Origin of the sequence: Streptomyces bikiniensis, from assembly GCF_000716625.1 — a bacterium.
In the GTDB taxonomy this organism is placed as follows: domain Bacteria; phylum Actinomycetota; class Actinomycetes; order Streptomycetales; family Streptomycetaceae; genus Streptomyces; species Streptomyces bikiniensis.
In genome coordinates, this window is record NZ_JNXJ01000079.1 from 1 (window position 1) to 11,685 (window position 11,685).

The following is an 11,685-nucleotide window of genomic DNA, read 5'->3' on the forward strand; positions in this document are numbered from 1 at the left end:
ACGAGATACGCGCAGATCTCCACCTCGGCCTGCTTCAACTCGCCTGCAGCATCATCTGCTTGCGACGCCTACGAACCTCATTCTGAAACGATCAGTAAGCGTGCTGTTTTGGCTGTGGTCGGAGCGGTGCGCCGGTACCTCGCAGAGTCCTGGGGAGGGCTCGGCGAGTGCGTGTCTCGGTCCATGCTCCGCAAGCAGGTCGGGATCGCGTGGCCCGGCGTCCTGCCTTTCGGGGTCTCCTGGTGGTGTCCTCACGGTCCCCGGGGGACTCGCCGGGCACAACGGCGTATCGAGCCGCACTATTCCAGGCCCCTGCCCGCAGACTGGGATCATGACACATACGGTGGAAGACGAGCAGGTCTACGACGTGGTGGTACTGGGCGCGGGACCGGTCGGCGAGAACGTCGCCGACCGGGTGCGGGCGGCCGGTCTGAGTGCGGCGATCGTCGAGAGCGAGCTGATCGGCGGCGAGTGCTCGTACTGGGCCTGCATGCCCAGCAAGGCGCTCCTCCGCCCCGGGATCGCCCGCTCCGACGCCCGCGCGCTCCCCGGACTGCGCGAGGCGGTCGGCGGCCCCCTGGCCGCGGCGGCGGTCCTCGCCCACCGGAACGAGGTCGTCGGCGACTGGAAGGACGACGGCCAGCTCGACTGGCTGGACTCGATCGGTGTCCGGGTCCTGCGCGGCCACGGCCGCCTGGCCGGGCCGCGCCGGGTCGAGGTCGTGAGCCCCGAGGGCGAGCGGCACGTGCTCACCGCCCGGCACGCGGTCGCCGTCTGCACCGGCAGCCGCGCCGTCCTGCCGGAGCTGCCCGGACTGCCCGGGGCCCGCCCCTGGACCAGCCGCGAGGCGACCTCCGCCCGGCACGTGCCCGAACGGCTCGCCGTGGTGGGCGGGGGAGTGGTGGGCACGGAGATGGCCACCGCCTGGCAGGCCCTCGGCTCGAAGGTGACCGTGCTCGTACGGGGCGGGGGCCTGCTCCCCCGCATGGAGCCCTTCGTCGGCGAGCACGTCGCCGGGGCCCTGAAGGAGCGCGGCGCGGACATCCGCGAGGGCGCGTCCGTCACGGCGGTGGTACGGGACGGGAGCAGCGGACCGGTCACGGTGCTCCTGGAGGGCGGCGACCGCGTCGAGGCCGACGAGGTGCTCTTCGCGACCGGCCGGGCCCCGCGCACCGAGGACGTCGGCCTGGAGACGGTCGGCCTGGAGCCCGGCTCCTGGCTGGACGTCGACGACAGCCTCCGGGTCCGCGGCACCGACTGGCTCTACGCCGTCGGGGACGTCAACCGCCGCGCCCTCCTGACCCACCAGGGCAAGTACCAGGCCCGGATCGCGGGCGCCGCCATCGCCGCCCGCGCGCAGGGGGAGGCCCTTCCGGACGCCGGGAGCTGGAGCGCGTACGCCGCCACGGCCGACCACGCGGCCGTGCCGCAGGTGGTCTTCACCGACCCGGAGGCGGCCGCCGTCGGCCTGACGCTCGCGGAGGCGGAGCGGGCCGGACTGCGCGTCCGGGCCGTGGACCTCGACATGACGCAGGTCGCGGGGGCCGGGCTCTACGCGCCGGGCTACCGGGGTCACGCCCGGATGGTGGTGGACCTGGACCGGGAGGTCGTCGTCGGCGCCTCCTTCGTGGGCCCGGGGATCGGTGAACTGCTCCACTCGGCGACGGTCGCGGTCGTCGGCGAGGTCCCGATCGCCCGCCTGTGGCACGCCGTCCCCTCGTACCCCACCCTGAGCGAGGCGTGGCTGCGGCTCCTGGAGGCCTACCGGGGCTGAGGCCTCGCCCGGGACCACCGGGACCACCGGGACCACCAGGGCCACCGGGTCCGAGGGCCCGTCACCGGCCCCGTCACCGCTCGGCGGGAGCGCCCCGCGGGACCAGGGCCAGTGCCGCCGAGCGGGCCACCTCCAGGGCGCCGTCCGGTCCCTGGCCCAGGACCACCCGGGTGCTCAACCCGTCGAGCAGGGCGAGGAGTTCGGAGGCGCGGGCGGCGGTGTCCAGCGGGGCGAAGCGCCCCCGCGCCACGCCCGTCGCGAGCAGGGCCTCCAGGTCCTCCTGCCAGCCCCGGTCCAGCTCGACCTGGGCCTCGCGCAGCGCGTCGTTCCCGGCCGCGCGGGCCCAGAGCTCGATCCACAGCGTCCAGCGCGGGTCGCGGGGCCCGCACGGCAGGTAGAGCTTCAGGAAGAGGTCCAGTTTGCGCTCGGCCGGGACCCGCCGGCCGAGCAGCGCGCGGCGCTCCCCGGCCAGGGCCGCCTCGCTCCAGCGGAGGGCGGCGAGCAGCAGCAGGTCCTTGCTGCCGAAGTAGTACAGGATGTGGCCGCCGCTCGTGCCGAGCCGCTCCGCGAGCGCCGACATGGTGAGCGAGGCGAGGCCGTCCTCGGCGATCGCCGCCATGGCTTCCTCCAGCATCCGCTCCTGGGTGACGTGCCCGTCCCGCCGTCGTGCCGTGCCTGCCACCGCCGCCGTCCCCGTCCCGTTCTTCCGACCGCTCCGCCGCGCACGGATCCGTCGTGCGCGGATCCGTCCTGTACGGACCGACCCTAACCGCAACCTCCGAAGGTCTTGACGCGGCCGGAACCTTTCGCACATCTTGAATGCCGTTCTAAAACTTAGAACGGCATTCAAGACAGGAGTGCGGTGTGCTCGGACACGAGACGGCGGCCGTGACCCCCGGGGCCACGAGGACCACGGGCCGCGACGAGGTGTTCCAGGTCGAGGAACACGGGATCGACCCCATACCCGACGCCGAACGGCACGGCAGCGCCAAGGACGTCTTCTGGCTCTGGTTCGGCTCCAACCTCACCTTCACCTACGTCATCAACGGCGCCCTCGCCGTCGCCTTCGGGCTCTCCTTCTGGCAGGCCACCGCCGTCGTCGTGATCGGAGGCCTCGCCTTCCTCGCCATCGGCGCGGCCGGCCTCAGCGGCGTGCGCACCGGCACCGCCACCCTCGTCGTCTCCCGCGCCGCCTTCGGCCGCCGCGGCAACTGGCCCGCTGGCCTCCTCAACTGGATCGTCGGCATCGGCTACACCGTCGTGAACACGGTGGTCGGCACCCTCGCCCTCGAAGCCTTCCTGGCCGGCCTCGGCTGGAGCGGCGGACACGCCCCCCGGGCCCTGGCCCTCGCCGTCACCCTCGCGCTGACCTTCGCCGTCGCGCTCTGGGGCCACGCCACCGTCCAGTTCGCCGAACGCTGGATGGCGTACGTCCTCGCCGTCGGCTTCGCCGCCCTGGTCGTCCTCGTCCTGCCCGGCGCCGACACCTCCGCCCCCGCCGCCGCGCCCGGCGCCCAGGCCTGGAGCCTCGCCTTCGTCGTCGTGCTCGCGGGCCCCTTCTCGTACCTCCCGATGCCCGCCGACTACACCCGCTACCTGCCCCGTACGACCTCCCTCAAGGCCGTCACCCGCAGCGGCGCCCTCGGCGGCTTCCTCTCCTCCGTCGCCCTCGGCGTCGCCGGCGCGGCCGCCGCGACCCGGGCCGACATGACCGACGCCGTCGCGGGCACCGAGAGCCTGCTGCCCGGCTGGTTCCAGCCGCTCTTCCTCGCCCTGGTCCTCGGCGGCTCCGTCACCAACTCGATCATCACGCTCTACTCCTCCAGCCTGAACCTCCAGGTCCTCGGCATCCCCTGGAGCCGGGCCCGCGCCATCGTCGTCAGCGCCGCCGTCACCGCCGCCGGCTCCCTCGGCGCCCTCTTCCTCACCGACTTCACCACCTCGCTCCTCTCCTTCCTCTCCCTCCTGATCATCGTCTTCGCACCCTGGGGCGGGGTCTTCCTCGCCGACATGGTGCTGCGCCGCTGCACCTACGACTCCGCAGGGCTGCACGCGGACACCGGCGGCCCCTACTGGTACCGCTCCGGCTGGCACCCGGCCGGTCTCGCCGCCCTCCTCGCGGGCCTCGTCTTCTCCGCCCTGACCTGCGACTCCGAACTGTGGACCGGCCCCCTGGTCGCCCCGCTCGGCGGCGCGGACCTCACCCTGCTCGGCGCGGCCGTCTCCGCCCTGGTGTACGTGCTCCTCGCCCGGGGGCACGTCACCCCGCACCGCCCCTGACCGTCACCGCACCCCCACCCCTCCCGCATGCCATGGAGCCACCCCGCATGAACAGCACCGCCCCCGTGCCCGCCCCCGCCGACCTCGTCCTCACCGGCGCCCGGATCCACACCGTCGACCCCGACCTCCCCGAGGCCCAGGCGCTCGCCGTCCGCGGCGGCCGCATCGTCTGGGTCGGCTCCGATGACGGGGCCGCCGCCTGGACCGGGCCCGGCACCCGCGTCCTCGACGCCGGCGGACGACTCGTCCTGCCCGGCTTCGTCGACGCCCACAACCACGTCCGCCTCGGCTCCGACGACGCCTGCGTCCAGCTCGCCGGCGCCCGCACCCTCCACGAGATCCACGAACGCGTCCGCACCTGGCACGCGGCGCACCCGGACGCCGAGTGGATCGAGGCCGAGGCCTTCGACTACTCGGCCGTGCCCGGCGGACGCATGCCCACCGCCGCCGACCTCGACCCGGCCACCGGCGACACCCCCGCCCTCGTCCTCAGCTACGACGTGCACACCGCCTGGCTGAACACCGCCGCCCTCAAGCGCCTCGGCGTCGACCGCGACCACACCGACCTGCCCTTCGGCCGGGCCGTCACCGACCCGGCGACCGGCGAACCCACCGGATTCGTCAAGGACTTCGCGATCAAGGGCCTCTCCCGCGAGGGCCACCGCGCCCTGCGCGACCTCGGCCTGCCCTGGGCCTCGCCCGACCGCCAGTACGGACGGCTCGCCAAGAGCCTGGACGACGCCATCGGCTTCGGCATCACCACCGTGGTCGAACCGCAGAACTCCCTGGACGACCTCGCCCTCTTCGAGCGCGCCCGCGACGAGGGCCGGCTGCGCTCCCGGATCGTCGCCGCCCTCTTCCACCCGCGCGGCACCACCGAGGCGGACCTCGACGCCTTCGCGGCGGCGGCCGCCGCGTACGACGACGACCGGCTGCGGGTCGGCCCGCTCAAGCTGTACATCGACGACGTCGTGGAGCCACGCACCGCCGCCCTCCTGGAGCCGTACGCGGGCTGCTCCCACCACCGCGGCGACACCTTCTACCCGCCGGAGGAGTTCGCCGCGCTGCTCACCCGGCTCGACGCGCGCGGCTTCCAGTGCTTCGTCCACGCCACCGGCGACCGGGGCATCCGCACCGTCCTCGACGCCGTCGAACGCGCCCGCGCCGTCAACGGGCCGCGCGACGCGCGCCACCAGGTCGTCCACGTCGAGTGCCTCGACCCGGAGGACACCCCGCGCTTCGCCGCGCTCGGCGTCGTCGCCTGCATGCAGCCCCGGCACGCCGCCCCCGACATCGCGGGACCGGGCCAGGACTGGGCCGAGAACGTCGGCCCCGACCGCTGGCACAAGGCCTGGCCGCTGCGCAGTCTGCACGCGGCCGGCGCGGTCCTCGCCCTCTCCAGCGACTGGAACGTCGCCGAGATGGACCCCATGGTCGGCATCCACGCCGCCGTCACCCGCCGCCCGCCCGGCGGCGGCGAGGCCTGGACGGCCGGCGAGACGATCGACGTCGCCACCGCCGTCGAGGGCTACACGATGGGCTCGGCGTACGCCAACTTCCTGGAGCACGAGCGCGGTTCCCTCACCGCGGGCAAGCTTGCCGACTTCGTCGTCCTCTCCCGCGACATCCTCCGCGTCGCCCCCGAGGACATCCCGGGCACCGTCGCGGAGACGGTCGTGGTCGGCGGCGAGGTGGTCGTGGAGCGCCGCGCGGGGGAGTGACCCGGGCACGGGAGGAAGGGGCGAACGGCGGGTGGGCGCCCCGCCGTTCGCCCCTCCCCTTTAATCGCTGGCGCGCGGGCCGGCGGTCCCTCTACGGTGTCGGTGCGTCCGCGCTCCCGGTGCGCTCGGCCGCGGCTCCTTCCTTCCGACACAAAGCGACGCCGCCGCCACCTCCGATCTCGGGAAGCGCGGTCGCCCTCGCCCGGGCGCGCCTTCGGCCCGGGCCCTCCGCCTTCCTCGGATCCTGGGGGATTCACTGCCTCGTCGTCACTTCCGGTACGTGTCCAAGGTCTGGCCCGACATGCTCGTGGCCCCGCACGTCTCGGCGGCCGCCCGCGCCATGCCCCGACCGGTCGAGCACCACGCCTCCCTTCCGCCGGGCCCGCACACCCACGAAGGCGGCCCGGCCTTCGTACGGGAGCCCCGCGAGGAACTGTTCCTCCTCGCCGTCGGCAACTTCGTCTCCCAGCGGACCTTCTACGAGAGCGGCGAGGAGCGCGACGACCGGTACGCGCGGCTCGTGGGCGAACTCGCCGTCGAGGACCCGGACTGGACGGCCGGCCTGCTGCGCTGGCTGCGCGCCGAGGGCAACGTGCGCACCGCGTCCCTGGTGGGCGCCGCCGCGTACGTACGGGCCCGGCTCCTGGCCGGGGCGACCGGCGGCCCGTCCAACCGGTCCGTGATCGACTCCGTGCTCCGGCGCGCCGACGAGCCCGGGGAACTGCTCGCCCGCTGGACGGCGGCGTACGGGCGGAACGTGCCGCAGCCCGTGAAGCGGGGCGTCGCCGACGCCGTACGCCGGCTGTACTCGTCCCGGTCCCTGCTCAAGTACGACACCCCGTCCAGGGAGTTCCGCTTCGGCGACGTCCTCAACCTGACCCACGCCACCCCCGACCCGGACAAGCCCTGGCAGGGCGCCCTCTTCCAGTACGCCCTGGACCGCCGCCACCACCCCGAGCGGGCGCTCCCGCCGGCCTCCGACCGGCTGCTCACCGCGCACCGGGAGCTGATGGAGCTGCCGGCGGGGGAGCGGCGGGCCGTGGTGACCGGGCCGGGCGGCGCCGAACGCCTGGCGGCCGCCGGCACGACCTGGGAGGCCCTGGCCGGCTGGCTCCACGGACCCCTGGACGCCCCCGTCTGGGAGGCCGCCATCCCCTCGATGGGACCGATGGCCCTCCTGCGGAACCTGCGGAACTTCGACGGGGCGGGGGTCTCGGACGGGACCGCCGCCGAGGTCGCCGCACGCCTCGCGGACCCCGTCGAGGTCGCCCGCTCCCGGCAGTTCCCCTTCCGCTACCTGGCCGCCCACCGGCACGCCCCCTCGGCGCGCTGGACGCCCGCGCTCGAACAGGCCCTGGGCCACTCCCTGGCGAACGTGCCGGCCCTGCCCGGCCGGACGCTGATCCTGGTGGACCGGTCCGACTCCATGTTCTGGGACACCCTCTCCGAGCGGTCGAAGCTGACCCGGGCGGACGCGGCCGCCGTCTTCGGCGCCGCGCTGGCCCTGCGCGCCGAACGGGCGGACCTGGTGGAGTTCGGCTGGCACAGCAAGGCGGTGCCGTTCACACCGGGCGAGCCGGTGCTCGGAATCCTGGAACGGTTCCACGACCTCGGCGGCACCTACACCGACAAGGCGGTGCGCGCCCACTACCGGGGGCACGACCGGGTCCTGATCGTCACCGACGAGCAGACCGCGTACCACGATTCCGGCGACCCGGCCGCGTCGGTCCCCGCCGAGGTCCCGGTCTACACCTGGAACCTGGCGGGGTACCGGTCCGCCCACGGTCCCGCGGGCCCGCACCGGCACACCTTCGGCGGCCTCGCGGACTCCGCGTTCCGGATGATCGGCCTCATCGAGGCCGGCCGCCGGGCCGCCTGGCCGTGGACCGCCCCCGACCCGGCGTAGCCGGACCGGGGGCGGCGGAAGGGGCGGGGCGGGAAGGGCCGGTCAGAGCCGGTCGAGGATCCTCCGCAGCTCGGCGACCTCGGCGGACTGGGTCCGTACGACGTCGCCGGCGAGCTTCTTGGCCGTGGGGTTGAGGCCGTTCTTCCGCTCCTCCTCCGCCATGGCCACCGCACCCTCGTGGTGGGCGATCATCAACTCGGCGAAGGCGCGGTCGAATTCCTCGCCCTCGGCGGACGCCAGGCGCTTCATGTCCTGCTCGGACATCATCCCGGCCATGCCGTGACCGTCCCCGTGACCGCCTCCGTGACCGTCCCCGTGGTCGGCGGTCCCGGGCCTGCCCCAGCCCTTGAGCCAGGCCCGCATCGTGCGGATCTCCGGGTCCTGGGCCCGCTCGATCGCGGCGACCAGCTTCTTGACGTCGGCGTCCTGGGCCCGCCCGTCGGCGAGCCGCGCCATCTCCAGGGCCTGCTCGTGGTGGGGGATCATCATCTGCGCGAACATGACGTCCGCGTCGTTGAAGGGCCCCGGAGCGGGCGCCGGGGAGGCGGCGGACCCGGGGGCCGCCGCGGTGGCGGACGGGGAGGCGGTGGCGGACGCCGACGGGGCGGTGCCGTCCGCGCCGCAGGCGGTGAGCAGGAGTCCGGTCGCGGCGACGGCGCCGAGGAGGGCGGACGTCCGGGCGGCGCGGTTCGTGAAGGCGCGCATGCGCATGGTGGTACCTCGTGTGCTGTGCGTACGGTTCCGCACGGTTCCGTACGGGTGGAAAAGGGCAGGTCGAAGCGGCTCACGGGCGGTGTGGAGCACCCGTGCGCGGGACGGCCGGCCTATATCCGCAGGACGGACAGCAGGGCGAGGTCGGGGGGACGGCGGGGCGGGGCGTGCGGGGCCCGCACGTGCGCGAGGCGCGCCAGGAAGGGGACGAGCCGTTCGGGGCCGTGCCCCAGCGCTGCCAGGACGAGCCGGGCCAGCAGCCAGATGCCGAGGACGGCCACGCACAGGGTGGTCATGTCCGTCTTCGCGCCGGGACCGTGCGGGGCGTCGGAGCCCCCGCCGTCGTGCGCGGCCGAGGCGGTGGCGGTGGTGTGGTGCGAGCCGCCGCCGGAGCCCTCGGGGTGGCCCACGGTGTGCATCAGGAACACGCCGAGCGCGAGCACGCCGACGAGCAGGAGGTGCGCCAGGGCGCCTCCCGCTCGTCGGCGGCGTTCCGCTCGTCGTGTTCGCACAGCCAGGACCTCCCGGCCGCCGAATATACCGCGTGGGGGTATCAGGAACGCGTCAGGACACCGGCTCGCCCGCCATGGCGGCGGCCATCCGCAGATGCGGCGCGGCCTCCTCCCGGCGCCCCTGCCGCTCCAGCGTGCGGCCGAGCATCAGCCGGGCGTAGTGCTCGACCGGGTCGCGCTCCAGGATCGCGCGCAGCTCGGTCTCGGCCTGGGAGAGCCGGGCGGAGTGGTAGTACGCGCGGGCGAGGAGGAGCCGCTGGGCCGTCTGGTCCGGGTGCTCGGCGACGAGACCGCGCAGGATGCGGACGGCGGTCCCGTACTCCTTCGCGTCGAAGAACAGCCGCGCCCGGTCCCAGCGCTCCCCGGCCGTGCCGAACTCGTAGTACGTGTCGCTCACTCGCTCTTCCTTTCAGGAGCCCGATCCGCCGCCGAGGGGGGCAGTCACCCGGTCCAACCACCTAGGATGATTTAACATTCCACTAACTCTTCCGGGTGGCTCCCGACTTCCCGGGGCTCCGCCGGAGCGTCACTCCCCAAGGTCTCCGGACCGGAATAGGTTGGGCAGCATGAGCAATCTCGATCGCCAGGCCGTCCCGGCCGTCTGCGGCGGACGCGGGTTCGTCGCCGCCGAGCCGGTACGGGAACTCCTCAGCCCCCGCCGCGTCCAGCTCGGTGAATCGACCGAGGTCCGCCGCCTGCTCCCGAACCTGGGCCGGCGGATGATCGGCGCCTGGGTCTTCGTCGACCACTACGGGCCCGACGACATCGCCGACGAGCCCGGCATGCAGGTCCCGCCCCACCCCCACATGGGGCTCCAGACCGTCAGCTGGCTCCACGAGGGCGAGGTGCTGCACCGCGACTCCACCGGCAGTCTCCAGACCATCCGCCCGCGCGAACTGGGCCTGATGACCTCCGGCCGGGCGATCTCCCACTCCGAGGAGAGCCCCCGGCCGCACGCCCGCCTCCTGCACGGCGCCCAGCTCTGGGTCGCCCTCCCCGACGCCCACCGGCACGTCGAACCCCACTTCGAGCACCACGCCGACCTGCCCCGGGCCACCGCCCCCGGCCTCACGGCCACCGTGATCCTGGGCTCCCTCGACGGCGCCGCCTCGCCGGGCACCGCGTACACCCCGATCGTCGGCGCCGACCTCGCCCTCACCGCCGGCACCGAGACGCGCCTCCCGCTGGAGCCCGACTTCGAGTACGCGGTCCTCGCGATGTCCGGCGAGACCCGCGTCGACGGCGTGCCCGTCCTGCCCGGCTCGATGCTCTACCTCGGCTGCGGCCGCACCGAACTCCCCCTCCACGCCCTCTCGGACGCGGGCCTGATGCTCCTCGGCGGCGAACCCTTCGCGGAGGAGATCGTCATGTGGTGGAACTTCGTGGGCCGCACGGACGAGGAGATCCGCAAGGCCCGGGAGGACTGGATGACGTCCGACCGCTTCGGTGAGGTCAAGGGGTACGACGGCGGCCGGCTGAACGCCCCGGAGATGCCGGCGACGCAGCTGAAGGCGCGAGGAAGGGTGCGCTGAACTGCTCTTTTCTCTGCCGAGTCGATGTGGGGGTCGAGGGCGCTCGGCGCCTCCCTGTAGCTGCTGTGGCGACTGTGGGAGGGGGCATCGCAGCACTCCCACAGTCGCGCGGCCGACGGGTGGGTTTCCGGAGTGTGCTCGTGTACGAGCGGGTCTGATCAGCTGAATGCTGACCTTTTGCCCACTTTGCTGTCAGGGCGTCAGTCGTGTGGGGCCCTGGCACCGGACGATGCCGGAGTGGTCTCGGCCTGTCCTGTGTCGCTCATTGACTGGCGAGGCGTCGTGGTAGATGCAGGTCCTGTGCGAGCCCCTTCCGCTGTGTACCTTGGGGGCATCGGAGGCGTGGTGATCGGCGTCAGCGTGACCGGTGACGAACCGCAACGGGCCTGGCTCATCCGGGCTTCATCTCAGTCTCAGGGCTGTCCCGCACATGCCGGCCGGGTTGCACCCAGGTGGGAGCGGGGATATCCGCGAGCTTCCGGCACGGCGGCTGTGGCAGCCTGCCGGCATGCCGTGGAAGTTGCGAGAACATGCAGGCCGTCACTACGCCGTTCTCTTTCACTACGCCTTGCCCGACGATGCCTGGGCCGTGGAGTTGAGCGAGGCTGTGCCGGCGTCGGCCGAGGGGGCCGAAACCCCCGACGCCGCAATGACCTATGTGCCCGGTGTCGCCTTCTTGGTAGCGCTTGTCCCGGACGAGGACCCGAATCTGCAGCCGACCGTCCGCGTCTGGAGCCCTGTCGAGCGCGTTGTCCCCTACGAGGTCATGCGCTGGTTCATGGAGCAGGTGGCCGACCAGGCAGAACGCTGCCGCATCGCGTTCGAGCAGGAGGAACCTGAAGCAGTGGAATGATCACGCGGTGACCGGTGTGATCACGGCGTCGGAGCCTTCCTGGACAGCCCGGTTCACCGGACTGAGTCCGCGACGCTTCGGCAAGCCGGTGACGGTTCTGCGACGTGAGGGTGTGGACGCGGTTCGCAAGGGCCGGCCGTGGAGCCTGCCGCTGGAGGACCGCGTATTGGCGCACGAACCTCACGATGCGGCAGTTCGCCCCATTGTTCGGGGTGCCGAAGTCGGCGGCGGACAGGATCATCGACCACCTCGGGCCGGTGCTCGCCCTCCAGCCCCGCAAGCGGTTCACCAAGGACGCCGTGCTCATCGTGGACGGCACCCTGGTCCCCGCTCGCGACCACGCCATCGCCGAGCGGTCGAAGACATCTCATGTCGTCGGAGGTCAACTCAGTGTGT

General features: G+C 73.5%; 10 protein-coding genes and 1 pseudogene. 7 read left to right on the forward strand and 4 right to left on the reverse strand.

All coding sequences use genetic code 11. The annotated features are described in order from the left end of the window. Positions 1-331: 331 nt before the first annotated feature. On the forward strand, positions 332-1,774 hold the full coding sequence (locus tag OO47_RS32315) for a dihydrolipoyl dehydrogenase family protein (protein ID WP_030223185.1): 1,443 nt from the start codon (positions 332-334) through the stop codon (positions 1,772-1,774). A 73-nt stretch (positions 1,775-1,847) separates the two neighbouring features. Here the strand turns inward: OO47_RS32315 and OO47_RS32320 are convergent, their stop codons facing one another. Then, positions 1,848-2,456 (reverse strand): TetR/AcrR family transcriptional regulator, encoded by a 609-nt coding sequence (locus OO47_RS32320; RefSeq protein WP_030223188.1) that lies wholly within the window; start codon positions 2,454-2,456, stop codon positions 1,848-1,850. Between the two features lie 182 nt (positions 2,457-2,638). On the opposite strand from OO47_RS32320, the gene OO47_RS32325 reads away from it, so the two are divergent. The 3 genes from OO47_RS32325 (at position 2,639) to OO47_RS32335 (ending at position 7,681) form a co-directional block, all read left to right on the forward strand. Then, positions 2,639-4,054 carry a purine-cytosine permease family protein gene (locus OO47_RS32325; RefSeq protein ID WP_030223191.1) on the forward strand — a complete coding sequence of 472 codons (1,416 nt, stop codon included), beginning with the start codon at positions 2,639-2,641 and terminating at the stop codon, positions 4,052-4,054. 47 nt (positions 4,055-4,101) lie between these two features. Further along, the gene (locus tag OO47_RS32330; RefSeq protein ID WP_030223194.1) at positions 4,102-5,775 is read left to right on the forward strand and encodes an amidohydrolase; all 1,674 of its coding nucleotides are present in this window, start codon (positions 4,102-4,104) and stop codon (positions 5,773-5,775) included. 340 nt (positions 5,776-6,115) lie between these two features. Next, positions 6,116-7,681 (forward strand): TROVE domain-containing protein, encoded by a 1,566-nt coding sequence (locus OO47_RS32335; RefSeq protein ID WP_051716418.1) that lies wholly within the window; start codon positions 6,116-6,118, stop codon positions 7,679-7,681. Positions 7,682-7,723: 42 nt separating this feature from the next. On the opposite strand, the gene OO47_RS32340 is transcribed toward OO47_RS32335, so the two are convergent. The 3 genes from OO47_RS32340 to OO47_RS32350 form a co-directional block, all read right to left on the reverse strand. After that, the gene (locus OO47_RS32340) at positions 7,724-8,386 is read right to left on the reverse strand and encodes a DUF305 domain-containing protein (protein WP_030223198.1); all 663 of its coding nucleotides are present in this window, start codon (positions 8,384-8,386) and stop codon (positions 7,724-7,726) included. A gap of 119 nt (positions 8,387-8,505) precedes the next feature. Beyond that, complete coding sequence (locus tag OO47_RS32345) at positions 8,506-8,904, reverse strand: DUF6153 family protein (protein ID WP_030223201.1); 399 nt, start codon at positions 8,902-8,904, stop codon at positions 8,506-8,508. 52 nt (positions 8,905-8,956) lie between these two features. Then, on the reverse strand, positions 8,957-9,301 hold the full coding sequence (locus OO47_RS32350) for a tetratricopeptide repeat protein (protein ID WP_030223205.1): 345 nt from the start codon (positions 9,299-9,301) through the stop codon (positions 8,957-8,959). 169 nt (positions 9,302-9,470) lie between these two features. Here OO47_RS32350 and OO47_RS32355 point away from each other — a divergent pair, with 169 nt between their 5' ends. The 3 genes and pseudogenes from OO47_RS32355 to OO47_RS33760 form a co-directional block, all read left to right on the forward strand. Next, positions 9,471-10,436 (forward strand): pirin family protein, encoded by a 966-nt coding sequence (locus OO47_RS32355; protein ID WP_030223206.1) that lies wholly within the window; start codon positions 9,471-9,473, stop codon positions 10,434-10,436. Between the two features lie 508 nt (positions 10,437-10,944). Then, entirely contained in the window at positions 10,945-11,289 is a 345-nt protein-coding gene (locus tag OO47_RS32360) for a hypothetical protein (RefSeq protein WP_030223210.1), read from the forward strand. Between the two features lie 7 nt (positions 11,290-11,296). Then, positions 11,297-11,685: pseudogene (locus OO47_RS33760) on the forward strand (helix-turn-helix domain-containing protein); the annotation flags it as partial.

Excerpts from the sequence above, each read along its gene's own strand:
- OO47_RS32355 (WP_030223206.1), top strand. The coding sequence starts at position 9,471 with ATGAGCAATCTCGATCGCCAGGCCGTCCCGGCCGTCTGCGGCGGACGC.
- OO47_RS32335 (WP_051716418.1), top strand. The coding sequence starts at position 6,116 with ATGCCCCGACCGGTCGAGCACCACGCCTCCCTTCCGCCGGGCCCGCAC.
- OO47_RS32360 (WP_030223210.1), top strand. The coding sequence starts at position 10,945 with ATGCCGTGGAAGTTGCGAGAACATGCAGGCCGTCACTACGCCGTTCTC.
- OO47_RS32330 (WP_030223194.1), top strand. The coding sequence starts at position 4,102 with ATGAACAGCACCGCCCCCGTGCCCGCCCCCGCCGACCTCGTCCTCACC.
- OO47_RS32340 (WP_030223198.1), bottom strand. The coding sequence starts at position 8,386 with ATGCGCGCCTTCACGAACCGCGCCGCCCGGACGTCCGCCCTCCTCGGC.
- OO47_RS32315 (WP_030223185.1), top strand. The coding sequence starts at position 332 with ATGACACATACGGTGGAAGACGAGCAGGTCTACGACGTGGTGGTACTG.